A 24557-nucleotide genomic window follows, 5' to 3' on the forward strand; every position below is an offset into this window, starting at 1 on the left:
TCAGGATCGATGTCCAACAAGAACTTTCTCCTTGACCTTTTTAGGAGTCTTAAGGGAGGGTAGCCGTCTTCGTTCCAATCCCTTATGGGCCACATCTTCGTCCTTATCCGTCCTTTCCACCTCGGATGGACATCCACCGGATACCCGTCTATCAGCACCGTCATAATAAATAATGCTGCTTCCTGATTGTGAGAAAGAAAACGGCACGCAAACATAGGGATTCATCGCTGAAAGAAAATGTGCCTGTCTGGAAATCGGAACATAAAACAACATAAACCCGCTGCCTCCAGCCCCAGAAAGCTTCCCACCAATAGCCCCATTGTCCAGTGCTTTTTTGTAAATTTCATCAATCGTGGAATTGGAGATACCCTCAGAAAGGGAGCGTTTCAGCATCCAGCTTTTATGGAGCAACTTCCCGAACTCCTCCAGGGAACTGGTGCCACTCAAAATATCAAGACCTTTGTCCACCATCGCATGCATGTCTTTCAGTTCCGCAGAACGGAGAGAAATATTATTGGCGACATTTTTAGCAATGTCAGAACCTAATCGACTCGTGCCGGTATAGAGCAGGACCAAATTTTGTTCAAGTTCGGCCAAACGCCCCAATGACAAAGTAAGAGGCTCGACTTGAATCTGTCCGTCTCGTAGAAAACGAATAACATTAAATCCCCCAAACGCGGCGGCCACTTGATCCTGGGAACCAACTGTTTCCTTTAAGATATCTCGCTCCAGCGTGAATGCCTGGCGGGCCAGATCCATTTTTCCCAACATCTCCCCCTTCAACCCGGTGAGCGCTTTCACCAGGCCGACCGAAAAGGAAGAGCTGGATCCAATGCCCGATCGAGCTGGCAGATCCCCCTGGTGCTGAATTTCCACTCCCTGAGAATCATCAAAACCTAAAAACCGGAGACCTTCTCGAACCGCAGGATGCAGAATTTCTCCAATTGTCGATACCGTTTCAATATGAGACCATACAATCCGGTGTTTAATATTGAAAAATGGAGGAAGATATCGACAACTCACGTAGCAATACTTATCAATGGTGGTGGAAAGAACCGCACCCTCTTCCCGAAGATACCATTGCGGATAGTCCGTGCCTCCTCCGAAAAACGACAACCGATAGGGGGTTCGAGAGATAATCACGCAGCTTTGCTCCTCTTGTGGTAACGCCTTCGATAAAAATCCAGAATGCCTTTTAACGTTTCTTCAAAGGGAATGCGTGGCTCCCAACCGGTGGCGGCTTTGAATTTTGACGTATCCGGAATCTGCAACGTGACATCCGAAGGCCGCAACAGAGCGGGATCCACCACATGCTCGATGCGACAGGCGGCCATGCCTTTGAGGATTTCGAGCATGTCCCGCAGTGTCATCGTACGGTTACCTCCGATATTGTAGACTTCCCCTGCCGGGCACTTTTCCATCAGCACCCAGTACGCGCGCACGGCATCGCGAACATCGGCGAATGTCCGAATACTGTCCAAATTTCCGACCCGGATCGGATTTTTCCGAAGCCCATACTCCACCTCGACGATTTGCTTGGCATAGGCGCTTTCCGCAAAGACATCGCCCCGCCGAGGACCGGTATGGGTAAACATCCTGGTACGCACGGTTCGAATGCCGTAAGACAAAAAGTATTGAAAGGCAATCATGTCTTCCCCGACTTTGGACACCGCATACGGGCTGGCCGGACGAAAGGGATTTGCCTCTGTGATGGGAACTTCATCTGCCAATACCTGTCCGTACACTTCTGAAGAACTGCAGACATGCACCTTGGCATCAACTCCAGTAATGCGGAGCGCATCGAGCAAATTGGTTGTCCCGATCACATTGGTGGACAGCGTGTCAATCGGCGCATCAAAACTTGTCGTAACAAATGATTGTGCAGCCAAATGAAAGATCCAGTCCGGTTGGACTTTTTTGATCACGACAATGAGTGAATTCAGGTCTCGAAGGTCGCCATAATGCAAGGTCATGCGATCCTTGATGGCGACAAGATGATCTAGAGGGGTTCGCCATCGAATTAACCCGTGTAGGTCCACGTCCGGATGATCCGCAAGGATATACTCTGCTAAGTGACTGCCCACCATTCCTGAAATTCCGGTAATCAACACTTTCATGTCGCATTCCTTTGATGAGGTGGTCCGATCATCTCTATTAAAAAGGGCCTTTGAACCGTTTATACACATCAGGCATCGATTGCGTATCGGGCAAGGGCACCCCATGTCCCTTCCTCCCGGTCACGGAAGTGGCCAACACATCGACAAGCTGTCGCAAATCAGGATAAAAGAGGTCCTCTAAACACTTGGCGGTAGGACAGGGCGCCGGCTGCATTCCCAACGTCACCACCGGTGCCTTCAAACATCCGGGATTTCGTTCAGCGACTACACGGCACACCTCCGCGCATACACCGTATTCCCGCCAACTCGTATCCGCCACGACCAACCGTCCCGTTTTTTCAATACTCTGCATGACCAAATCCCAGTCCGGACTGGACACACAATGCAAATCAATCACTTCGCATTGAATATCCGCCACCCGGGCCAAGTGTTCGGCTGCTCTCATGGCTTCCAACACCATGATGGAGGTGGCCACAATGGTGACCTCCTCACCTGGCCGCACTAAGCGGGACCCAAAGGGATCGGTCTCCTGCCCGGTAGATAGAGGAGCCACATAAAATTGCAGGTCGTACATCAACCGGTGCTCGAATGAGATGACGGGGCCCCGGTAGCGATCAATCACCGCCGGATAGGTGTCGAGAATCGATTGCGAACTCGAGGGCATCACAACCCGCAACCCAGGGATATGCGCGAAAAGAGATTGGAGGCTTTGTGAATGTTGCGCGCCTTGCCCCCAACTTCGCCCCACGATCATGCGAATCAACATAGGCACGTCAAACCGGCCACCGAACATATATTTGTATTTGGCGGCTAAATTAATAATCTGATTCATAGCTAGCAAGGAAAAGTCCGCACGAATATGAGTCTGAATCGGATACAACCCATTTAACGCGGCTCCAATGGCTATCCCGGTCATACCTTCTTCTGCAAGAGGCGTATCCATCACCCGATCCGTCCCGAACGCTTGAGCCAATCCTGTGGTGGACCCAAAGATCCCTTTATGATCATCCACGCCCTGTCCCATGATGACAACCGAATCATGACGTTCTAGGGCGTCACGCATGGTCCAATGCAGGGCATCCCGGTAACTCATGACCTCCGTGCCTGCCTCGACGCAAAGACCCGACGACGCCGCATTATTCCCAAGAGGGGCGAGGGCCGTATTACACGACATCACGGAGTAATTCCTCCTCTGCGGGAAATGGACTGCTCATGGCAAAATGTACTGCTTCGTCAATTTCTTTCATAATGGCGGGTCGCATCGTTTCCGCTAGGTCACCATACTGTTCGAGAGGATCCTGTCGTTTCCAAGCCAACCACTCCTCAGATTGGCGGTAGCCACACATGAAGTCCTCGCCTGGCCCGACATGCTCTTTGTACCGATAGGTCCGAATCTCCACAAATACCGGTTCTCGTGTGGAACGAACCTGTCGAACGATATCTGACATCGTGTTCGCCACTTTCACCAAATCATATCCCTCGGCCAAATGATGCACCGGAAGGCCGTATGATCGTGCATGATCAAGAAGGTCATACCCCTGTCTGGCTTTTTGTGAGGAATGCACCGCTAATCCGTTGTTCTCACACAGAAACACCACCGGCAAGCGATGAAGAACTGCAAAATTCAACGATTCGTGATAAACGCCTTCTTCCGTGGCTCCGTCTCCAAACACCCCAACCACTACTTGATCGTGACCCAGACGTTTTGCCGCCAAAGCCGCTCCCACAGCATGAGGTATCGTACTGGCCACCACAGCCGAGGCACCCATCAACCCTACATGGGGAGCCGCCAAATGCATGGAACCAGCTTTTCCTCGAGCACACCCGGTAACTTTGCCATACAGCTCGGCAAACATTTCCGCCAAATTTCCCCCTTTAGCCAGATAAAAGGCATGGCTACGGTAAGTACAAAAGACCAGATCTGTTTTTCTCAGATCCCGACATGCCCCTACGGCGACAGCCTCCTGTCCAATCGATAAATGAACCGGACTTTGAATACCGTCGCTAGGATAGAGTTCTATGATCCGTTCTTCCACCAGGCGAATTCGAAGCGCCTGAAAGAACAGTTCACAAAATTCTTGAGAATATTCCATATTTATAGCGATTATCCCTCTGCCTCGATCAACGGTTTCAGAACGTGCACCACAGACTGTGAAAATCTTTACGTTCTTTTTAACACTGTGAAGAAGTTCAAGTTTTATGCCATGCAGTTCAAGACCAAACGGCAAGGTTTCAGGCCACAATGAAGCCGATTTCCCCATCACTCGAAAAAAAATTACCGACTAGGAATTCCTTGCTGATAAACCAGGAAATTTCTGCCTGGAAAGGGACAGGATGGTTGAAGGCAAGACCTGAGAAGGCAATGAAAGCTTATTGATCCTCCGCTTTTGGTACAACTTCCCAGCGGGGCTCCCAATGGTTAGAACCTCAACCCTACCTTTTGGCCAGAGGGAAACAGCCCTCTTGACCCAGGCTATGGATTTTATTCCCTCGCCCATACAAGTTTGCAATTTCAGTCAAGGCGCACAAGGCCCTGAAGGGACCATGTGATGGCTTACCAGGAATGACCCTGAACAGGAGTGTCTTCGCGTTAGGTTTGTTCGGTGGGTTTAGATTGAGAACTTTTCTGTCTGGGAAGGCTGGCCAGATACTTCGGATCTGAGGATACGGCATTTAGATTTTCCTGCCGGACGGCCTCATATAATTCTTCACGAAGAACACGGACATGCGGAGGGCATTCAATCCCGAGGCGAACCTGTCCTCCTTTAATTTGGACAAGGACAATGCGAATATCATCTCCCAATCGAATGGCTTCATCAATTTTTCTAGTGAGTATGAGCATGGTGCCTTCCTTGGCTTTGAGGTAAAGTTCGCATGTGGAACAATTGTAATGACATCAAAAACGAATTACACCTGGCCCGCCTTGCTTCTTCGGAGGTGTGGCTGCATTGTTTACACCGATGCCGCCTCTGTCACCCCTTCAGGGTGGGGTTGACCCGCAGGCTGATGGAATAAGGGATACCGCAAGGGGATTGATTCATGGAGAATCAATTGTTTTCCACTTCTGGTTCGTCCATTTACGACCAGAGGTGCACGAAGATTTGCTGTCGCCTGATCTGGATGATCTGAGGGAATCGTGATGACGGCCATGATTGAAATTGAGTCGGTAGGTGTCATATCCAATTCCACCAGTCCTTCGCCGGATAGGTTTGTTCGGAAATCGGGTTGCAACGAATCCACGTCCATAATCACAAAAGCTAAGCTCGGTTCATCCACGGACTGAAACCACTGATAGTCGGCATCCTCTGGCGGATCGAGCACCACATACCGTCGGAAAGCTGGAAAACCTACGAGGCCGGATGGGAAGGTTAAAAGCGTGTCATCCGACACATCTAACATACCGAACCGACTAGTCTGAATTTTCATGATGGTATGTTCTCCAAATAGTTTAATAGTTTCATCTTCATGCCGAGGCGAGCCAGCCTTCGAGCTCTATCTCAAATTTTTCCGTGCTTAGGACACTCTCTCCGTACCACAGATTTCGACCGGCTTGTCATTTTTCAAGACAATCTGACAGGCATGAGCCAATTCGTCGACATCATACGGTTTTTGAATAAACCCTACGACACCTTGATTGAATAAATCTTGAACAGCATGGTTCCGGTCATACCCGGTACATAGAATAACCTTGAGATCTGGTCGAATCGCTCGCAATTCTTCAAAACATGTCGACCCCGACATTTCAGGCATCACCATATCCAACAGCACAAGGTCCACAGGAACCGCCAAGTTCTGAAAATTTTTCACGGCCTCCTTCCCGTTCAACACAACTGTCACCTGATAGCCGAGAAACTCCAGTATGGCCTGAGCGGCTTCTGCCACATCCTTCTCATCATCGACTACTAAAATATGTCCGGTCCCGTGGGAAGGCTCCGTCGTCTGGACTGATCTGGTCTTGGGAATCACACACGGGGCATCCGGAAGATAGACACGCATGGTCGTCCCACATCCAAGAGAACTCGTCACCCCGATATACCCGTGATGGTTTTTGACGATACCATACACCATGGCCAATCCCATTCCTGTTCCCTGCCCTTGCTCTTTCGTCGTAAAAAATGGTTCAAAAATGTGTCGTTGAGTCTCTGATGACATCCCCATACCGGTATCGGTCACCCGAATCAACACATAATCCCCTGCGCTCAGTCCCGGGACCCGTGAGGCGTATTCCTGGGTGACCGTTTCATTCGAAGTTTGCACAAGCAATTCCCCACGCTCACCCATTGCATCACAAGCATTGACACCTAAATTCATGAGAATCTGATAGAGCTGATTAGGGTCCCCCACCACATGAGGCCTCGTTGCGGAGAGATCCGCTCGAAATGTGATCATTTTATGGATCGTCCTTCCGAGCAGTTTTATCACTTCCTGAATCACCTCATGGGTATCGACCGTCACATCATGATGCTTGCCCTGCCTGGCATATCCCAAGAGCTGGGAAGTCAATTCCTTTCCACGACGAACGGCTTTCTCGATGATATCGCCCGCTGCCCATAAGGGCGTGTCAGTCTTCTCCTGTATCTTGAACAAACTTGCATGGGCCATGATTGCCGTTAACGTATTATTCATATCGTGGGCAACCCCTGAAGCCAGTCGCCCAATGGCTTCCATTTTTTGAACCTGCCGCAACTGATGTTCAAGGGCAATATTCTCTTCCTCCATCCGCTTTCTTGCCGTCAAATCGCGTGCGATAAAAAGAGTTTGACGTTGGCCCAGAAACTGAACCACTCGCTCCATCCTCTCTACGGGAAGATTGCTGCCGTTCTTTTGACGAAGGAACGTTTCCTCCCATCTCGCCCCCCCACGGGCCGGGCTCGGCCACGTGAGACTGGATTCCGCATCTGATGGCTCAGGTTGGATGAGAGAAAACGCTTTCCCCTTCAAGACAGGCGGGAGATACCCCAATTGCTGGGCTCCAAGCGAATTGACGTGGGTGATTATCCCCTGTTGATCATAAATCACCAGGACATCAGGAAGCGTTTCGAACAACTCCTTAAATTGGGCTTCAGATTCGCGTAAATCATCAGTACGGATATCCAGTAAATGTTCCACTCGTGAGAGTGCGCGTTCCCAGCGACCTTTTTCACATAATGAAATGATATGCAATGGATCGCACGATTTTGGTAGATAGGCATCAGCATGAATCGCATGAGGAGGGTATCCTTGAGCCGTAGATTCCTGCCCAAGGACAATGCACATGGCGTGAGGATATTGGCCTTTGCACCAAATCCCGAACTCTTCGCTTGTCATGTCCGACAGAGGATCGTCAATGAGGACAATATCCGGGTGCACAAGATTCACCGCCACCTGAACCTGCTTTCCCGCTTGCCATTCCACCACCTGCCATCCCCGTTCAACAAATATGTCATGAATCCGTTGAATTTCCGACTTGTGGGTCGAAACCATCCAGACATGTGGACGCTGGGGACTAGGAGGACTTTCCACCAACTGACGAACCTGCTGACGAAAACGTTGAGTATCCGTCGGGAGGGCAAGAAATGCCGAAGCCCCTAAATCTTTCAATATATCTTGCGCATCAATTCCGGTATACGTGGCGGAAACCGCAAGAACAGGGGGCACCGACTGCGTGGACCCAAAGAAAGAATGCAATAATTCGCAAAATCGCCATCCACTAATTCCCGGCATATGAAGATCAAGGACAATGGCATCCGGCACATTTCCCTCTTGGAGCCACCGCCAGGCATCCTCAGAACAGACGAAGCGATTGACCGCAAAATAATCCTTCTCAAGCCAACTCGCCAGGAGATGAAGTTGGACCGGATCATCATTAATCACAAGAATGGAGGCCATATTTATTGTTTCAATGAGGTTGGCGAAATCGTGAAACGTGAAAAGGTATGGTCCGCATACCTTTGAAATTGCGCAAATTCCACGCCATTTCGACCGCTATTTTTGACTAAATAGAGGAGACCGTCTGCAGATTGGATCAATTGTTCAATGGGAATGGGACAGGGTTCGGTCCACGTCGTGACCCCCTGACTGACCGTCACCGTTAAATCAGCATTGTGAATCCGAAAGGGTTTCTGGGAAACCGCTACTCGAATGCGTTCAGCGAGCCGCACGGCCTGGGCGGCATCACTATTGGGCAACACCATGAGAAATTCCTCTCCCCCATATCGGCCAATGGCATCATATGAACGCAAGCAAAACCGCATCCGTCTAGCAACCTCAACCAGCACGTGATCGCCAGCAACATGCCCATAGGAATCATTCACATTTTTAAACCCATCCAAATCGGCCAGAATGAGACTCAGGGGTTGTTCTTCCCGATGGGCCCGATCAATTTCCCGTAATAAGGTATCGACGATGGCGCCGTGATTCAGGATTTGCGTCAAGGGATCTTGCATCGCCTGAATCCGAAGTGTTTCTCGAGCCGAAATTAATTCATTTTGCAAATCGACAATTCGCTTCCCTGCTCGTAATCGTGCATCCAATTCTTCTAAAAGGAATGGCTTGGTCAGATAATCATCAGCTCCGGCGTCCAACCCGGCAATAAGATCCTCAGGGTTTTTCCGACCCGTCACCATGACAATATAGACATAAGGGCAATCGGTTCTCCCACGGATTTTTTGACACAGTTCAGGACCGTTGATCCCCGGCATCATCCAATCCACAATAGCCACATTGGGCACGCTTCCTCGTTCCAACACTTTCCAGGCGGAATCCCCATCAGTACAGGATATGACATCATGTCCCCATTGGCGCAATCGATAGACGACCATATGGAGTGTGACGGGTTCATCATCAACAACAAGGATTCGCATAGAGTTTTTGTACCTATTTAATTAAAACGGATATAGTATTCAGTTCAATTAAAAAAAAGGCTGAGCTCATGCCTATTTAATAAAATTCAGCAAGCTGGTCTGAAATTGACGCGCCAGGGTGCTCATCGAAGCTTCAAGCGTGTATTGTAGTGTAGCCAAATCCGAAGCCACTTGAGCAATATCAGCATCCTCAAAATTGGACCGGAGCGTTTGCGTATTCACGCTCAACAGGTCTAAACCTTCCTTGATCGAATCCAGACGATTAACCCTGGCACCGATCGTAGCCCAGGCATCGGTTAATTGGGAGCGGGACTGATCCAATTGTCCGATGGCGGCTCGAATACCCTCGGAATCATTCGTCACCAGAGCCTGATGAAAGTCCTGAAGATCTTGAAACAGATCTACCGTAGGCCCCGAAAAGACCTGGTTCCCCGGGATATTGGTTTCCACGGTCCGGCCGTCACCAATTTCAACCTCGATCCCCGCTCCATCCCCTTGATAGGTATAGCCGACCCGTACAAAAAATTGATCGCCAGTAGCAGGCGACCCGCCTCCGTCAGTAATGGTGGCATCCAATCCATCAAACGAGAAGGCCACGCCGGATGAATAGGTATTGCCCGAGGAGATGGTCTGATTCGTGGTCAAATTCAGGACATCAAATTGCGTTGAAGAGGTAAATTGAATTTGATACGCATCCGGTTGTAATGCCGACGCCGTGCCCACAGAAACAGCAATATTCGCGCTTCCTCCATTGGTGGTGCTGGCTGATCCCGTTGCTGATCCCGGCACAAACGGTTCGGTTTGCGTTTGACTCCCCGCAAACACAAATCGTCCGTTGAGTTGAGTGTTGGCAATACCGGCCAACCCTAAGATGAGTTGGTGAACTTCCAGAGCGGCATTCCGTCGCTCCACCGACGTATTGGTATCGCTCGACATATTCAAGGCCAATTCTTGTGCCCGCCCCACCGAATTTACAGCCGTCCCCAGGACGCTATCGGATAAATTGAGCCTTCCCACCCCTTCATTCACGGTGGCCAAACGTTGTTCAGTGGTCCGCAGGACATTTCGAAACTGATTGATCCGTTGGGATGCGGCAGGATCATCCGAGGGGCGATTGACCCGCTTCCCTGAAGAAACTTGTTCATTGCGATCCCCGATATTTCCCTGAGTTCTTTGAATCGCCCTTAGCAGAGCATCAACCTGTTGACGATCAGTCACCCGCATTCGATTATTCCTCCTTATCCGACAGATCTCGATCCGTCATCAGTGAGTCCTATCCCAGCTGATGTCCTCATCAAGAAGGTTAGCCACCCATGGCCAGCATTGTCTGCATCAATTCGTCCGCCACCGTAATCATCCGGGCCGAGGCTTCGAATGATCGTTGGAAACTGAGCAGATTGGTTAATTCCTCATCCAATGAAACACCAGAGACACTTTCTCGCAAGGCCGTCACTTGATCAACTTCGAGCTGTTTACTCTGTAGCGCCTGTGTCGATTCCTTCGTGGCACTCCCGACATCTCCAATCGTAATGGTGTGATAATCATTAAGTGTCACATTCCCAAGATCCACGTGCCGGTTCGTATGAACAGCCACCAGATCTAATGCATTGGTGTTGTTTCCTGGAATTCCTAAAGCCGTAGAAGCAGCCGCAATCTTGTCGGTATCCAACAGGGCCACACCAAATTGCTGGGCCGCGCCTTTTTGAGCATTCACATAAAACACATCCCCCGCAGCCGGCGTTCCATTGATCACGACATCTAACCCATCAAAACTCATGGGCGTTCCGGAGGTATACGCACCGGATGTCACGCTCGCTCCGGTCGCCGTATTGACCACAGAATAGGAGGAGGCTCCGGAAAACTGCACCTCATACCCCTGAAACGTTGCAAGAATAGGATCTGCAATCGTTACAGAACTACCGGTGGCACTTCCCGCATTCCGGTCATTGGCCAGAGGAGCCTGGGGAGTTAACGTGGAAAAAAAATTGTTATTCGTGGTGCCATCCAACCCATACCCAGCCTGATGCTGTTGATTAAATTCAGTAGTCAACACGGCTGCCAATCGATCGACTTGGTCCTGAAACTTCACAATATCCCCATCACGCAGAGCCAGTAATCCGCCGATTTCTCCTCCATGCATCTTATCGGAGACTGAAAACTCACTCCCGTCACTGCGCACGAACATCACATCATGCAACGGAGGGTTGTCGGGGTCAGATTTCGTCGACAGCTCATTTGCATGATTTCCGCTTACCAACAATTGTCCACCAACATTGATTCCGATGCCATCTTTCAGGGTCACCTGCTCAATATCCACTAGCCCCGCCAAATCATTGATGAGGACCCTTCGTTGATCCCGTAAATCCAGGGCCTCAGGTCCACTGGATTCTGCTTTAAAAATGGCATCATTCAGCGAGGCGATTTTGGTTGCCAGCCCATTTATGGTGTCGACATGCCTGGAAATTTCTCCATTGGCATCCAAACGGATTTGATTTAACCCTTGAGCTACGGTCACAAACTGGTCCGTGAGGTATTGCCCCTTGGCCAATAGGACCGTCCGCTGAATGGCACTCTCTGGATTGGTCGCCACATCCCGAACCGCATTAAAAAAATCTGTCAGACTAAATGAGAGTCCGGAATTTTCCGTTTCGGTGAAAATCCCATCGGCTTGAACCAGGTAATTGTTTCTGGCGGTAATAGATCCCAGATCCTCATTAAGGGAGGTCAATTGGTTTTCCAGGAAGGTATCGACGGTCTGACGAATAGCACCAACCCGGACCCCGCTCCCAATAGTCCCTTCAGCAGGCCGCGCTGACTCAAGGACGACTTCCTGTCGGGAATAGCCTTTGGTATTAATATTGGCGATGTTATGGGATGTGGTCGCGAGCCCCTGTTGGTTGGCACGAATTCCGGAACGCGCGATATTAAAGATGTCATTGATGCCCGCCATAAGACTCCTATCCCTGGAGATGGACCGAGCTTGGAACCGAAGGAAAATGTAATGTTCCAGACCCCTGATATACCGGACCTGTCCCTAACCCGGTATACATGAGTTGAATTGCCTCACGGACCCTATGATAGATTGGGCGAATTGCGGCTTCATTTTTTTTGCCTTGCTCCTGAATAAGCCGCGCCAGACGAAGAAGATCCATCAACATGCTTTGTGCCGATTTTGCGCGTGGGTCCGAAACGGCCTTCAACCAGGTCCAAATTGTCTCTTGAGCGCCAGCCCCGGCCAACTGATGCAGCTCACCCTCCACCTGCTTTTCTAATCGGCGCATCATATCCAAAACTTGTTCTTTATGGCTGTTCACTTCGAACAACTTTGGCTGATCCATGATGCGTAGGCTATGCGCTTCTTGAAAAAGCAGCACACCATACTGTTGAAAGGCCGCCTGCGCCTCGGCCAATGCCTTCAGTAGTCGTTCCCAGGTCTCCGATTGAGGGTGTTTCATCAATTTGCCATTCCCCTCATGGACTTCGGATGATTATTTCGATCCCAACTCGTTCAGTATCGTCTCTCGGGTCAAGGCATCAGCTACCTGATTTGAGGTTCCTAATTGGGCCCCCGTCTCCAAGGCCTGCTGAATCCGCTTGATTTTATCTTCCCTCACCTCAGGAAACTTCGCCACTCGAATCGAATAGTCGCGAATTTCCTGTGCCAAGACGGAAAGATCAACAGGGTCAGCAGACGAGGGGTGATGGGTGGCCCGTGGCGGGCTAGCCTCCTGGGTCTGAAGATTTTTAGCTTGAACGTGAAAAAGTAGTTTCCCCAGCTCTCCACTGGGATCAAGGCCCCGTATGGTCATGGCATCTTGCCTCCTTCTCTATATGTATCGGAAGCAACACCATTAAACTTTACAGAACCTCTTATGATTTCAAAAAAGGGGGACCTGATGTGGGAGACCGCGTGAGATCTTCATTTCTGGCCACCGAGTCCAATACATAGGCAGAAAGGCCAATCCCACCCGCTTGAGCGGCACGCTTGCCGATTTCTTCGTCATAAAAGGAATAATACATATCCCCCATGGGGTTAGCTGTTAACTCGCCTTTGGGGACCGTTTCTCGCATGACCTTCATCAAATACGACAGGAAATACGATTCGAATTCCTGACTGGCGCGTAATAATTCTCCTCGACGAGCCGATTCTTCCACGCGATCAATTTTGCCGTTCGATACAGAATGGGAGAGACCCGTCAAATCCAAAGAAACCATATCAGCAATCATGGACTATATCCTTTCCATCAGACACCTGCTGTCTTCTGATCCGAAACTAGATCAATTCCAAGTCTGCTTGTAGTGCTCCTGCCGCCTTGGCCGCCGTTAGCACGGCAACCAAATCCAGAGGAGTCACACCCAATGAATTCAATGCCTTCACTAAATCTCCAAGCGTCACGGAACTATCGACTTGAATCACTCGACCCTCCTCTTCCTGCACATCAGTTTGTACATCAGGGGTCACCACGGTTCTCCCGCCACCACTCGCTCCCCGACCAATGAAGCCAGGCTCAGGTTGAGAGACATTAAACTGGGTTCCCACCTTGATGGTCAGATCGCCATGGGAGATGGCCATACTTGCCAACCGAACATGTTCACCCATGACAATCGTTCCTGTTCGTTCGTTCACCACAACCTTGGCCAGGACATCCACATTCACATCCAGCCCCTCAACCGCTGCAATCATTTGGACAATTTTACCCTGAAATCGTTCTGGAATCCCCACTTGAATCTGTCCGGAATTGAGCGCGGAGGCGACCCCATCGCCAAGATGCGCATTAATGGCTTCAGACACTCGCAATGCCGTTACGAAATCAGCCTGATGCATGGTCAAAGAAAATTTCTCCCACGCCTGCATGTCCATATCTACCGCTCGTTCGACAATCCCTCCACCAGGAATAATTCCACCGGATTGTTGATTTTTCTTCACTGTGGTTCCCCCAGCCCCGGCTTCAAACCCCGATGTGGAGAGGGGCCCTTGCGCGACGGCGTACACCTGTTGATTGGCCGCTTTGAGCGGGGTCAGCAACAAGGTTCCCCCTCGCAAACTTTTGGCATTGGCCATGGAAGAGACCTGGACATCCAACTTCATGCCCGGCCTCGCGAACGGCGGCAGTTTGGCCGTCACCATCACCGACGCGGTATTTTTAGTTAGCAATTGAATGGGATCAATATTGAGTTTGAGCCCCATGGTATTCAACATGGAAATAATGGCTTGCGCGGTAAATTGACCACCGACGACGGAATCACCAGTCCGGTCCAATCCAACGATCAAGCCGTACCCAACTAACTGGTTTTCACGCACGCCTTCGATGGAGGCGATATCTTTGATACGGGCCGCCTGAATTTCCTCCGGTATCGTTAAAGACCCGGCACTGACCATGAGCCATCCGCTGATCAAAACCAAGCCCATACCCCATCTGGAAAACCATGCTCGCCCGGATTTCCTTGAAGCGTTTCTGCTATTACTAAAGGAAGATGAGCGAATCACGATATTCTCCTGTCAGGTCAAAGATAAAAAATGAACTCAACCCCAAAAACCTAAAATGGCGTCAACCAGTTGAAAATTCTGGTGGCCCACCCCGGTCTCTGAACATCGTCCACCACTCCTAACCCGGTATAAGAAATTTGTGCATCGGCGACTTTGGATGACAAGACCATGTTCTCCGTATCCAGATCGATCCGGCGGACAATGCCTTTAATGGTCATCGTTTGCTTTTCACTATTCACAGTCACCTCACGTTTCCCCTGAATCCGGAGGTCGCCATTGGGAAACACTTCAATCACATTGGCGGCAATGGTGCCGGTTAAGGTATCTTCGCGGCTGGTCGACCCTTCTCCCTCAAAGTCATTTGAAGTACCGGCCTTAATATTAAAATATTCAGCAAAACTCTCTGCAAGGCTGCCAAGCCCGAAGAGTCCTCCACTCACTGCAGCCGAAAGATTGGCTTCTCGGTCCGCCTTGGTATTAGCCTTCTTGGAACCCCTGTGTTGTTCCACAATTTGCACAACGACGATGTCTCCGATTCGACCGGCTCGTCGATCCTCAAACATGAATGCCCGCCCGTTCTCCGGATCCCACAATGAACCCGGGGAAGATGGTGAATCCTTTTTAAAGGTAATCGGGTCGGCTTCGATCTGTGGCATCGTTTTCGGCATAGCACAGCCCATCCAGCTACTCACGATCACCAGCAGGGCGACTCCCCCCACTCCGAGCCTGGGCCTCAACCGTGTAACTCTCAAAATCCGACCTCTACTAGCCCTGATGCCATGACCGTGCCTAACACCTCCCGACCCGACGTCTGATTTTTAACGGGAATTGTTTCCCCCCTTTTACCACCCGCTTTGGCTACTCCTACGGTCTGAACCAGCAGACCTTCACCTCTGGCCTCAATCATCACCCGATCACCCTTATGAATCATCGGTGGGTCGTCCAACATAATTTTCCGAATCGGTTGTCTTGGAGGCAATGGACGTAAGACCTGCTTCCCTATGACTTCGTCCAGATTAAGAATAAAATCATGCGTCAGTGAAGGGGCATCCACCATCATCGAAGACAGGTCCTCGACAGTCACGACCTCCTTCGGTTTCAACCAGCGGATTGGGGTCGCCACTTCGACTTGCGCCTTCACCTCTCCTACAACATTCACTGTTTTCAGAAATTGCTGATTGACAAAGACACCGACTCGAAAGGCTCTACGGCCCGTTCTTCCTCCCCCTGACCATTCTCCAATCTCAAGATGAAGGTCCCCTCTGGGAACCTCCATCATTTGACTGGGAAACAACACCCGAAATGACACCTGATGATGCGGACGTCCGTATCGACGCATCAGTTCAGCCACGATTACCTGCTCGAATTCTTTTACCCCTACCGATTGCTTATCCGGACGGACAGGAGTCAATGAGACCGGCCCTTTCGCCCAGGCTATTCCTTCGACTGTCTCCCATCCATGCCCGCACAGAAGCAATATCAGTATTAGAATGCTTGTCATTTAAATCTTATCCTTTAACGCCTGAGTCCGTTGACCACCTGCATCATATCGTCGGATGCCTGAATGGCTTTCGCATTGAGTTCATAAGCCCGTTGGGCAATGATCATATTGACCATTTCATCCGCAATATTCACATTGGATATTTCAAGAAATCCTTGCTGGATATTTCCAAATCCAGTGGAAAATCCCGGCGTCCCCTGCTGAGCAGGACCTGAAGACGAACTTTCTGAAAATAAATTATTGCCTTGCGCAATCAGGCCTGACGGATTATCAAATCGCACCAATTGAATTTGCCCGACCTGCGTGGCTTGAGAGACCCCTGGTAATAACGCCGATACGGTTCCATCCTGGCCAATATCGACTTGGAGTGCTCCGGACGGAATCGTAATGCTCGGGATGAGCTGATCACCATCTCCCGAGACCACATTGCCGGTACTATCCTGCTTAAATGATCCCGCCCGCGTATACATCGTGGTCCCATCAGGACGTGTGACTTGGAAAAATCCAACCCCTTCAATGGCCAAATCCAACGGATTCGTGGTTTGCTTGAGACTGCCTTGGACATATTCCTTGGCCACGGTCACCGGCCTGACACCTAACCCAACCTGAATTCCGACGGGGAACACTCCAACATTCGAGGCACTGGCTCCAGGCAGACGGGTGATTTGATATAGGAGGTCCGCAAATTCCGCTCGGCTTCGTTTAAACCCCGTCGTATTCACGTTGGCGAGATTATTCGCAATCGTATCGATATTGAGTTGTTGGGCAAACATGCCCGTTGAAGCGGTATGCATCGCTCGAATCATTGTAGTCGCTCTCCCTTCTTTCCCTTACGTACTTGCGACCAGAACCTGGTCCTAGAACGCTATACTTTTATGGTAGTCGTCATGTGTGTTCTATCCTTGAACCCGACCGGCTTGAATGGACTGGGCCGCCAGTTCATCCATCGCTTTAATCGCTTTTTGCATTTGTTCGTATTCTCTGGTCACTTTGATCAACTCCACCATATCCAGGGATGGATTGACGTTGGATTGCTCCAACATGCCTTGATGCACGGTTGTCTGCTTATCGGCGACAACCTTAGGCGGAACGGTCCAGAACAAATTTCCCACCTTGGCCGTTTCTTGTCCATCGGCCATCTTATCCAATCGTAACTTGTCCACGACCTGATTATTGACCGAAAGAGTCCCATCAGCGCCAATCACCACTTCACCAGGCGGAAGAGTAATAGGCCCTTTTTTTCCTAGGAGTGGGTCACCGGTATGGGTCACTAAGTTCCCGTTCGCATTCCGATACAATTTCCCGCCACGGTAATAACGCAACCCATCTGGCGTTTGGGCAACCAAAAACCCATCGCCTTCCAACCCTACATTTAACGGTTCCCCTGTCTGATATAAGGTGCCTTGTGATCGATCAGGCCGAAGCGCATCCATCAAGGGAAACAAATCTATTCCCGCCACCGAAGGCCCTGAGGTTTGCCCCAGGATTGTGGCGAAGACAGGCTTGTCCTTTTTAAACCCGGTCGTATGCACATTCCCAATATTATGAGAGAGGACTTCCATGCGGTGTTCAAGTGTAATCGCCCCGGCTAAGGGCGGATAGATGCCTCGGTTCATTGCTTCCTCCTTGAGGTGAATACCTGAAGAATTCTGCAACGCATGTGCCAATAAGGTACGAACAGGGATTTTGAACGGAGCAGAGAGCCGGAAGGAAAGATTTTCTAGGGAAGGCGAGCTTTCACTCCACAAACCTGCCACCCGTGTGGCCGTATTGGCAATTGTTGCCTATTAAACCCTTCTTGCCTAAAACCGGGAGCCGTGGTAATCCCGGGAAGCACACTAGCCCATACCGGCATTACTTACCTCATAGGCCATATCCTGCCTACCGAAAGGCAGAATTCGAGACGGGCGATGCTCCTGAATTATTGTCGGATCGTGAAATAGATTCTAGGGAAGATAGGGATGCGAGGGATCCGTGTCGGAATGGGTGTCCTTCAGCACAATGAGTTCTACTCGACGGTTAGAGGCTTGTCCCTGTGGTGTATCATTTAACTCGACAGGACGGGTCCCTGCATAGCCTGTTGAGGACAATCGATAATCAGCGAGATGATGCTGGTCGATCAAATATCGGACTAAGGTCGTGGCCCTGGCCGTAGAAAGATCCCAATTGGAGGGATATTGAGACGATTGAATCGGCTGATTGTCCGTATGCCCTTCAACGGCAATAAGATTGGGCAACTCTTTGACGAGGCTGGCAATGAGGTCGATAAATTCTTTGATTTGTGGATTCAGCCTGGCACTTCCACTTTGAAACAACGCATCGTCTTTGATCCGAATATTCAAACCACGTTCCGTGGTGGTGATCTGCACCCCTTGCGGAACATTCGCTGCGGTAATTGCATTGGCCACACTTAAGAAGGCTCGAGCATTCTCCCCTGAAGAAGGCTTTACTTTCATCTGAATCGGGGTATTTTTGTTAATGGGAAGACTCACGATTGAAAGTTCCCCCACGGTCTTCTTGTTGTTAAAGGAGCTCACCAGGGATTCACTGAGTACCTTAAACTTCCCTTCATTAACGGAAGAGACTGAGTACATCACCACAAAAAAGGCAAATAGCAAGGTAATAAAATCCGCATATGAGACCAGCCATCGTTCGTGATTCTCATGTTCCTCATGTTTTTTTTTCACACGTTCCCTCGCACCAACAATCCGGTCGTCCCCAATTTAGGATTTCTTTTTCTCCGACGAGGGCAGAAATCCACTCAACTTCTCCTCAATCATTCTGGGATTCTCACCTTGAGCCACGGCCACAAGGCCTTCTATCACCATAATTTTCCCGATGATCAAGGTCTTGGCTTTCAACTTGATTTTACTGCCCATAGGAAGAAACAAGAGGTTGGCAGCGCCCACCCCATAGACCGTGGCCACAAATGCCACCGCGATCCCACCACCCAATGCTGAAGGATCGGCCAAGTTTTCCATCACATGAATCAGGCCTAATACGGCACCAATGATCCCTACACACGGCGCATATCCCCCAAACGCTTCATAGACCTTGCTCGTGGTGCCAAATTCTTCTTCGAACATTTCGACTTCCACTTCCAGGATTTCTTTAATTTTGTGAGGCTCCGTCCCATCGACAACCAACTGCACCCCTTTGGCCATCAACGGATCGGTCAACGACTTTATTTGCCCCTCCAGGGCCAAGAGCCCCTGTTTCCGACTGATATTTGATAACTCCACGATCTTGGCAATAATGCCCTTCATATCTACATTCACATTTCCAAATACCATGCCCGCACTGGAAAGAGCTTTCAGGAAAATTGGAAGAGGGAATTGCAGCATTACCGCGCCTAAGGTGCCTCCCATTACAATCAAAAATGCCGTCCCTTGGAGAATGGAGCTTAAATGCCCGCCCTCCAGATGTTGCCCCCCAACAATGGCGCCAAGGGAAACAAGGATGCCCAATACCGATAAAATATCCATGATGGACGACTCTTCCTTATTAAAAAGTCCGATTACTAAACAAACGTTCAAGATCCAGCAACAGGACCAGGGACCCATTCACCCGTCCTACCCCTTTATGACATTCTTCGGCTCCTCCTCGACCCGTGGGGGGTGGGGTTTCAATACATTCTTCAGACAGGCGTAAGACTTCTTCAACAGAATCCACGATAAATCCTAAAATCATATGAGCGACTTCCACGACCACAATTCGAGTATCCTTGGTGGGTTCCGTCCCAGTCAGACCAAAACGAGCACGAAGGTTAATAATGGGGATGACTTTTCCACGCAAATTCACCACCCCGTCCACATAATGAGGGGCATTCGGAACCTGGGTGATGTCCAGCATACGAATAATTTCTTGAACCCCCAATATATCAATGGCAAACACTTCGTCGCCCAACTGAAAACTCACCATTTGGAGGACTACTCCACTGTCCTCCTCAAAATCGTTATGAGGTAATACCTTCATCAAAGTATTCTGCATGACCTGTGTCCCTCCAGACGCGTCAACAGTCTCTTTCCCGTCCCGTTCCGACCTTGTGAGAATCGATGGTTAACGAATATCGCCAAGACATTCTGTTTCTCCAATCACCCCAATAACGTAGCTCCTACACTAAATCTGCAGCATGGCCGATCCCACCACCCGTGCCATCCTTTCCCTCCATCCGGACAGCTCCTATAATCTTCGGTAAAATCAGCAATCTCCAGCCCTCCACCAACAATTTTGCAACTTGAGAGCCACTGCGTCTCATTGATCATCAGCAACAGGCATGAGGTTCCCTCGAAGGAAGGTGACAATTTGCCACAATCTCAACGAAAACTCCCCATTCCCCACCAACGCCCATCATCGGTGCCTTGAGGCTTCAACAATCGCTCTGATAGGGTGAACACCATAATTACTTCATAATCATGCATCGAAATAAAGGATTCACTCCATGGACAGACCAGCCAGCTCACAAGCCGATCGATTACTCCTTGATGCGAAAAAAGCCATTCTGCAAGAACAACATCGACGTTTCCAGGATCTTCAAATCGAAGGCCGTTGGGATGATGCCTGGAAACAATTGCATGTCACCTTGGCCTGCGCAGCGGATTTACTCAAAGACTCAGTCACCATGCTGGAAGAGGTTGTCTCCAAGAAAAGCTTTCCTCTCTCGACCGACCAATCAACAGGATTCAATGATTCCATCAACCAGAATCCCCCTTCCGCCCCATAGGGCTGTTTGAGATGCCAATGGGCATGGAAACCTTTGAGTTACACCTTAAATGATCCAACCAACTTCTGAAGATCCCCAGCCAACATGCGTAAATCATGACAGGCTTTTGCCGATTGGAAGACTCCTCTGGTTGTCCGACGGGTTGCCTGGGTCATGGATTCTAAATCGCTGGCAATTTGTCGCGTTGCCGTGGATTGCTCATCCGTAGCATTGGCAATTTGTTGAATCATCCCCGCCGTTGCATTGATCATAGAATGAATGTTTGCCAAAGCCTCTCCTGTTTTATTGGCTAACGCCACCCCCTGGCCGACCTGATTTGTCCCTTCCTCCATCGACGAAACAGCGCTTCGTGTATCCTTTTGAATTTGCCGGATCATATCCCCAATTTCTTTAGTCGCCTTGGTTGTCCGTTCTGCTAACTTCCGCACTTCATCGGCCACCACAGCGAACCCTCGTCCTTGTTCACCGGCCCGAGCAGCCTCAATCGCCGCATTGAGTGCCAATAAATTTGTCTGATCCGCAATATCTTCAATCACGCGAACGATTTCACCAATTTGGTCCGAAGACCGCCCGAGCGTGGTAATGATGTTGGCGGCCTGCACCACCGCATGAGAAACCTGTTGCATGCCCCTCACGGATTGGTTCATCTCATTCTGTCCGCCTCGTGCTGTTTGGGCCGTTTCCTGAGCAATCCGTGCAGCCTCGGCAGAACTCCGCTCCACTTCCCCCGCCGTCCTGGTCATTTCCTCCACAGCGGAAGCTGACTGAATCACACGGGCATCCTGCCCTTCAGCGACCTGAACCACCCCATCCACGGTCGTGGAAAGCTGAACAGTGGACAACATCAAACGGCTTGTTGCATGACTGACCAATGACAAAGCTAACTGCATCTTTTCAATAAACGAATTGAGGTCGTGACTGAGTTCCACAATTTCATCAGAGCCATTTCCAACTGAGACTCGTTTCGTCAGATCACCTTCTCCCTGTGCAATGTCACGCCAGATAACCATTAGAACATGTAGAGGTTGGAGCACAAATCGATGAACAGACCAATATACGGCACTCAAAAAAATGATGATGAGTCCGATCATCCACATTCCTGAATGGAGCACAGAACTGACCATCCCCTCTCTAGCCTGCGGTATCGGAATTGAAAGAGACAACACGCCAAGCACATCCCCCAAATTTTTCCCACCATGACAACTTCCGCATGCCTCCACCGTAGCCACATCTGCACTCGCCCTTCGAAAGGTGGGAACCCCGTTGATCGTCTCAATTTCGCTAATACTCTTCGCCCCATTCTTCATTAGCTCAAGAGCCTTTTGTTCAAACGTATCTTTCGGGGCATTGGCCGGATTCATCGGTTGATCGCTCACAAACCGGGCTTGATACCCTCCCAGCAACCCCAATTCCTCCCCGATTTCCTGTATGGCAGTGGCGGGAAAAGGAACGGCATCGGGATCTTGTTCATGGTCACGGGTCACATGAAGGTAAGGCCCCATGGACGATTGTTTAATTTTCCCCACATAATTTTTGGCAATATAGGCTCTCGTGACATTAATTTGCGCCTGAATAATCCTTCCTTCTTCCTCCAACTGCATCTGCAACCGGCCAAACTCTTGTTGGTAAATCACGGCTAGGCCGCAGACAAACATTCCCACGGCTAGGGTTCCCAGAATTAGAATGAGTTTATGACCGATTCTTAAGCCCTGCATACACTTCCCACCAGGGACACATTGAACAAAGGATTCTATTATTTTTTTAGCGTAAAGCGACTGAGCGATGCTTGGAGATCCTCTGCCAATGCCGCAAATTGCTTCGTTGCCGTCGCAACCCCCTGGATGTGGCTTTCATTATCCTGACTGAGTTGCGCGACCTGTTGAATACTCGAAGAGATTTGCCCGGAGACTGCAGACTGTTGTTTCGTGGATTCGGCAAAATGTTGAATCATATCCACTACCCGTTGAACCCCCTGGACGATCTCCGTCAATCGACTCCCGGCTTCTCTGGCCAGCACCATGCCGGTATGCGCTTCCTCAGTTCCCGCCTCCATCGAAAGAACCGCTTCGTGAGTGCCAGCCTGTACCGATTCGATCACCGTCGCAATTTCTTTTGTCGCCTTCCCCGTTCGCTCGGCCAGTTTCCGCACCTCATCTGCGACCACAGCAAACCCTCGTCCCTGCTCTCCTGCCCTGGCGGCTTCAATGGCCGCATTGAGCGCCAAAAGATTCGTCTGTTCCGCAATATCTTCGATTACTCCAATAATGTCCCCTATATCCTTGGAACGTTGTCCTAATTTCTGAATACGGCTGGCGGATTCCTGTATCCGGCTGGAAACCGACTCCATCCCATGAATAGAAGAGACCACAATATCCCCACCCCGGACGGCTGAATCGTTGACCCCTGAGGCCGTCGAGGCCAGGGCCTGCGTGTGACGAGCCATATCATCTGCGGTGGCGGACATTTCTTCAACCGCCCCAGCTACCTGAGTGGCTTGGTGAACTTGTGATTGGCTGGCCTGAACGACCTGATGACCAACCGACGACAATTGGACCGATGCTTGAGAGAGGGAGTGAGCGACGTTCCGGGTTTGCAAAAGCATCCGACATAATTCATCCAACAAGTTATTCAGGGCTAAACCCATTTGCCCGAGTTCGTCCTGAGTCTTCACAGGAACCCGGTGAGTTAAGTCCCCCTTCGAGGCTTTCGCCGCCACTTCCCACACGGGTTTTAATCGGCTCACGACTTTTCTTCCCATAAAGATCCCAATGGGGACCACCACAAGAAGACCCACTAGCATCTCCAGCAAGGTTTTATTCGTCAGGCTCCTGACATGACTGAATGCTTCATCCTCCGGAACTTGCACCAACACAGACCAGTGCATCCCCAACGATCCCCCCGCCCCTGACATCGGGCTATATCCAATCACTTGATTCGCATTTTTCCCTGGATGAAAATTCCTGGCGTTTCCGGATTGGCCCTGAACGGCGAATTGTGCGGCATCAAGTCCCAACTGAGCCAGGTTGGCCTTAAACACCACATTCTCTAAATCGTGAGTCACTTCCTCGGTTCCATGGACAGCCGGAGCATATTCCATCAGCGTCAAACCTAGGCCATCCTGCAGGATAAGTTCCGCATGCGGAAACCCGGCTTTTTTTAAATCCTGGTATGCCTCTTGAAAAAAGGCTTCAACCTTTGAAAACTTTATGCGATGGCTCCCATATCCAACTACTCGTCCGTGAGCATAGAGAGGAACCGAGAGCCCGATTGTCAAGCTGCTCTCTTGGGGAAAGAGTGCCTGTACATCGGGATCCACCATGACGCTTTCCACAAAGACCTCTTGGGTCACATTTCTTGTTAAAGAAGACTCTGTCGAGTGCCCCCTCTCTCCCCCCTGTTGGAGGGCCCGAAACCACGGAGTCAATCCATAGTTTTTTCCATATAATCCCTCCGTCCGAAGAGGCAGGCCTTCTACATCAAGATCATTCACGGCGATCAGATTTCCATCCAGATCCACCACTTGAACCAACGAATACATCCCGGTTGCCTGAACATACGCATTCAATACCTGGACGAATTCGTGTGAGGGACGAATAGCTTGTCCCCATAGCTCCGCACCACCAAGAATCGGACTCCGACTCAAGATCTGAGCATCCGCCGAACGCTCAGCGAGAAAGAGGGAAATTTTTTCAACAATCACTTCTGCCACGTCTTGGTATTGAACGCCAACCTCCTTTTTCAAAACCTCTGCAGTTTGAAACAACGAATAGACTTGAACACTCAGAGGAATCAGCGAAAAAAATACAAGAATCCAGACTAATTTTGTCGTAATGCCTACATTCCACGTCGACTTCCTCATTGGTATCCTCTTGTTAATCTTTTTGTA

General features: G+C 50.1%; 24 protein-coding genes. 1 reads left to right on the top strand and 23 read right to left on the bottom strand.

What is annotated here, in order from left to right; genetic code table 11:
* The 21 genes from AAH187_RS02650 to AAH187_RS02750 form a co-directional block, all read right to left on the bottom strand.
* Window positions 1-1143, bottom strand: a complete 1143-nt coding sequence (locus AAH187_RS02650; protein WP_342346880.1) for a kinase — start codon at window positions 1141-1143, stop codon at window positions 1-3.
* Complete coding sequence (locus tag AAH187_RS02655) at window positions 1140-2117, bottom strand: GDP-mannose 4,6-dehydratase (protein ID WP_342346881.1); 978 nt, start codon at window positions 2115-2117, stop codon at window positions 1140-1142. Before AAH187_RS02655 ends, AAH187_RS02650 begins: the two co-directional genes overlap by 4 nt.
* 37 nt (window positions 2118-2154) lie before the next feature.
* Complete coding sequence (locus AAH187_RS02660; RefSeq protein ID WP_342346882.1) at window positions 2155-3291, bottom strand: transketolase C-terminal domain-containing protein; 1137 nt, start codon at window positions 3289-3291, stop codon at window positions 2155-2157.
* Window positions 3281-4210 (bottom strand): thiamine pyrophosphate-dependent dehydrogenase E1 component subunit alpha, encoded by a 930-nt coding sequence (locus tag AAH187_RS02665; protein ID WP_342346883.1) that lies wholly within the window; start codon window positions 4208-4210, stop codon window positions 3281-3283. Before AAH187_RS02665 ends, AAH187_RS02660 begins: the two co-directional genes overlap by 11 nt.
* Before the next feature lie 497 nt (window positions 4211-4707).
* Window positions 4708-4959 (bottom strand): carbon storage regulator CsrA, encoded by a 252-nt coding sequence (gene csrA, locus AAH187_RS02670; RefSeq protein WP_342346884.1) that lies wholly within the window; start codon window positions 4957-4959, stop codon window positions 4708-4710.
* A gap of 110 nt (window positions 4960-5069) precedes the next feature.
* Entirely contained in the window at window positions 5070-5543 is a 474-nt protein-coding gene (gene fliW, locus AAH187_RS02675; protein ID WP_342346885.1) for a flagellar assembly protein FliW, read from the bottom strand.
* A gap of 87 nt (window positions 5544-5630) precedes the next feature.
* Window positions 5631-7985 (bottom strand): response regulator, encoded by a 2355-nt coding sequence (locus AAH187_RS02680; RefSeq protein ID WP_342346886.1) that lies wholly within the window; start codon window positions 7983-7985, stop codon window positions 5631-5633.
* A gap of 2 nt (window positions 7986-7987) precedes the next feature.
* Window positions 7988-8959 carry a diguanylate cyclase gene (locus tag AAH187_RS02685; protein ID WP_342346887.1) on the bottom strand — a complete coding sequence of 324 codons (972 nt, stop codon included), beginning with the start codon at window positions 8957-8959 and terminating at the stop codon, window positions 7988-7990.
* Between the two features lie 72 nt (window positions 8960-9031).
* Complete coding sequence (locus AAH187_RS02690) at window positions 9032-10183, bottom strand: flagellin (RefSeq protein ID WP_342346888.1); 1152 nt, start codon at window positions 10181-10183, stop codon at window positions 9032-9034.
* Window positions 10184-10262: 79 nt separating this feature from the next.
* Complete coding sequence (flgK, locus tag AAH187_RS02695; RefSeq protein WP_342346889.1) at window positions 10263-11909, bottom strand: flagellar hook-associated protein FlgK; 1647 nt, start codon at window positions 11907-11909, stop codon at window positions 10263-10265.
* Between the two features lie 7 nt (window positions 11910-11916).
* Window positions 11917-12414 (bottom strand): flagellar export chaperone FlgN, encoded by a 498-nt coding sequence (gene flgN / locus AAH187_RS02700; protein WP_342346890.1) that lies wholly within the window; start codon window positions 12412-12414, stop codon window positions 11917-11919.
* Between the two features lie 33 nt (window positions 12415-12447).
* Entirely contained in the window at window positions 12448-12768 is a 321-nt protein-coding gene (locus tag AAH187_RS02705; protein WP_342346891.1) for a flagellar biosynthesis anti-sigma factor FlgM, read from the bottom strand.
* Window positions 12769-12829: 61 nt separating this feature from the next.
* On the bottom strand, window positions 12830-13186 hold the full coding sequence (locus AAH187_RS02710; protein WP_342346892.1) for a rod-binding protein: 357 nt from the start codon (window positions 13184-13186) through the stop codon (window positions 12830-12832).
* Between the two features lie 46 nt (window positions 13187-13232).
* The gene (locus tag AAH187_RS02715; protein WP_342346893.1) at window positions 13233-14447 is read right to left on the bottom strand and encodes a flagellar basal body P-ring protein FlgI; all 1215 of its coding nucleotides are present in this window, start codon (window positions 14445-14447) and stop codon (window positions 13233-13235) included.
* Between the two features lie 50 nt (window positions 14448-14497).
* A complete protein-coding gene (locus AAH187_RS02720; protein ID WP_342346894.1) occupies window positions 14498-15115 on the bottom strand; it encodes a flagellar basal body L-ring protein FlgH in 618 nt (205 codons plus the stop codon).
* 80 nt (window positions 15116-15195) lie between these two features.
* The gene (flgA, locus tag AAH187_RS02725; RefSeq protein WP_342346895.1) at window positions 15196-15948 is read right to left on the bottom strand and encodes a flagellar basal body P-ring formation chaperone FlgA; all 753 of its coding nucleotides are present in this window, start codon (window positions 15946-15948) and stop codon (window positions 15196-15198) included.
* A gap of 14 nt (window positions 15949-15962) precedes the next feature.
* A complete protein-coding gene (gene flgG / locus AAH187_RS02730; RefSeq protein WP_342346896.1) occupies window positions 15963-16754 on the bottom strand; it encodes a flagellar basal-body rod protein FlgG in 792 nt (263 codons plus the stop codon).
* A gap of 90 nt (window positions 16755-16844) precedes the next feature.
* The gene (locus tag AAH187_RS02735) at window positions 16845-17564 is read right to left on the bottom strand and encodes a flagellar hook-basal body complex protein (protein ID WP_342346897.1); all 720 of its coding nucleotides are present in this window, start codon (window positions 17562-17564) and stop codon (window positions 16845-16847) included.
* Window positions 17565-17894: 330 nt separating this feature from the next.
* A complete protein-coding gene (locus AAH187_RS02740) occupies window positions 17895-18635 on the bottom strand; it encodes a flagellar motor protein MotB (RefSeq protein WP_342346898.1) in 741 nt (246 codons plus the stop codon).
* A 36-nt stretch (window positions 18636-18671) separates the two neighbouring features.
* Window positions 18672-19433: a flagellar motor protein gene (locus tag AAH187_RS02745; RefSeq protein WP_342346899.1), complete on the bottom strand. Its 762-nt coding sequence runs from the start codon at window positions 19431-19433 to the stop codon at window positions 18672-18674.
* A gap of 19 nt (window positions 19434-19452) precedes the next feature.
* Complete coding sequence (locus AAH187_RS02750; RefSeq protein ID WP_342346900.1) at window positions 19453-19923, bottom strand: chemotaxis protein CheW; 471 nt, start codon at window positions 19921-19923, stop codon at window positions 19453-19455.
* A 466-nt stretch (window positions 19924-20389) separates the two neighbouring features.
* On the opposite strand from AAH187_RS02750, the gene AAH187_RS02755 reads away from it, so the two are divergent.
* Complete coding sequence (locus tag AAH187_RS02755; RefSeq protein ID WP_342346901.1) at window positions 20390-20671, top strand: hypothetical protein; 282 nt, start codon at window positions 20390-20392, stop codon at window positions 20669-20671.
* A 38-nt stretch (window positions 20672-20709) separates the two neighbouring features.
* On the opposite strand, the gene AAH187_RS02760 is transcribed toward AAH187_RS02755, so the two are convergent.
* The gene (locus tag AAH187_RS02760) at window positions 20710-22386 is read right to left on the bottom strand and encodes a methyl-accepting chemotaxis protein (RefSeq protein WP_342346902.1); all 1677 of its coding nucleotides are present in this window, start codon (window positions 22384-22386) and stop codon (window positions 20710-20712) included.
* A gap of 38 nt (window positions 22387-22424) precedes the next feature.
* Window positions 22425-24530 carry a methyl-accepting chemotaxis protein gene (locus AAH187_RS02765; protein ID WP_342346903.1) on the bottom strand — a complete coding sequence of 702 codons (2106 nt, stop codon included), beginning with the start codon at window positions 24528-24530 and terminating at the stop codon, window positions 22425-22427.
* Window positions 24531-24557 lie beyond the last annotated feature (27 nt).

Origin of the sequence: uncultured Nitrospira sp. (genome assembly GCA_902500695.1) — a bacterium.
Classification (GTDB): domain Bacteria; phylum Nitrospirota; class Nitrospiria; order Nitrospirales; family UBA8639; genus Nitrospira_E.

Excerpts from the sequence above, each read along its gene's own strand:
- AAH187_RS02655 (WP_342346881.1), bottom strand. The coding sequence starts at position 2,117 with ATGAAAGTGTTGATTACCGGAATTTCAGGAATGGTGGGCAGTCACTTA.
- csrA (WP_342346884.1), bottom strand. The coding sequence starts at position 4,959 with ATGCTCATACTCACTAGAAAAATTGATGAAGCCATTCGATTGGGAGAT.
- flgK (WP_342346889.1), bottom strand. The coding sequence starts at position 11,909 with ATGGCGGGCATCAATGACATCTTTAATATCGCGCGTTCCGGAATTCGT.
- AAH187_RS02755 (WP_342346901.1), top strand. The coding sequence starts at position 20,390 with ATGGACAGACCAGCCAGCTCACAAGCCGATCGATTACTCCTTGATGCG.
- AAH187_RS02660 (WP_342346882.1), bottom strand. The coding sequence starts at position 3,291 with ATGTCGTGTAATACGGCCCTCGCCCCTCTTGGGAATAATGCGGCGTCG.
- AAH187_RS02760 (WP_342346902.1), bottom strand. The coding sequence starts at position 22,386 with ATGCAGGGCTTAAGAATCGGTCATAAACTCATTCTAATTCTGGGAACC.
- AAH187_RS02690 (WP_342346888.1), bottom strand. The coding sequence starts at position 10,183 with ATGCGGGTGACTGATCGTCAACAGGTTGATGCTCTGCTAAGGGCGATT.
- AAH187_RS02720 (WP_342346894.1), bottom strand. The coding sequence starts at position 15,115 with ATGCCGAAAACGATGCCACAGATCGAAGCCGACCCGATTACCTTTAAA.
- AAH187_RS02680 (WP_342346886.1), bottom strand. The coding sequence starts at position 7,985 with ATGGCCTCCATTCTTGTGATTAATGATGATCCGGTCCAACTTCATCTC.
- flgN (WP_342346890.1), bottom strand. The coding sequence starts at position 12,414 with ATGAAACACCCTCAATCGGAGACCTGGGAACGACTACTGAAGGCATTG.
- AAH187_RS02685 (WP_342346887.1), bottom strand. The coding sequence starts at position 8,959 with ATGCGAATCCTTGTTGTTGATGATGAACCCGTCACACTCCATATGGTC.
- fliW (WP_342346885.1), bottom strand. The coding sequence starts at position 5,543 with ATGAAAATTCAGACTAGTCGGTTCGGTATGTTAGATGTGTCGGATGAC.
- AAH187_RS02735 (WP_342346897.1), bottom strand. The coding sequence starts at position 17,564 with ATGAACCGAGGCATCTATCCGCCCTTAGCCGGGGCGATTACACTTGAA.
- AAH187_RS02710 (WP_342346892.1), bottom strand. The coding sequence starts at position 13,186 with ATGATTGCTGATATGGTTTCTTTGGATTTGACGGGTCTCTCCCATTCT.
- flgG (WP_342346896.1), bottom strand. The coding sequence starts at position 16,754 with ATGATTCGAGCGATGCATACCGCTTCAACGGGCATGTTTGCCCAACAA.
- AAH187_RS02765 (WP_342346903.1), bottom strand. The coding sequence starts at position 24,530 with ATGAGGAAGTCGACGTGGAATGTAGGCATTACGACAAAATTAGTCTGG.
- flgA (WP_342346895.1), bottom strand. The coding sequence starts at position 15,948 with ATGACAAGCATTCTAATACTGATATTGCTTCTGTGCGGGCATGGATGG.
- AAH187_RS02705 (WP_342346891.1), bottom strand. The coding sequence starts at position 12,768 with ATGACCATACGGGGCCTTGATCCCAGTGGAGAGCTGGGGAAACTACTT.
- AAH187_RS02745 (WP_342346899.1), bottom strand. The coding sequence starts at position 19,433 with ATGGATATTTTATCGGTATTGGGCATCCTTGTTTCCCTTGGCGCCATT.
- AAH187_RS02750 (WP_342346900.1), bottom strand. The coding sequence starts at position 19,923 with ATGAAGGTATTACCTCATAACGATTTTGAGGAGGACAGTGGAGTAGTC.
- AAH187_RS02665 (WP_342346883.1), bottom strand. The coding sequence starts at position 4,210 with ATGGAATATTCTCAAGAATTTTGTGAACTGTTCTTTCAGGCGCTTCGA.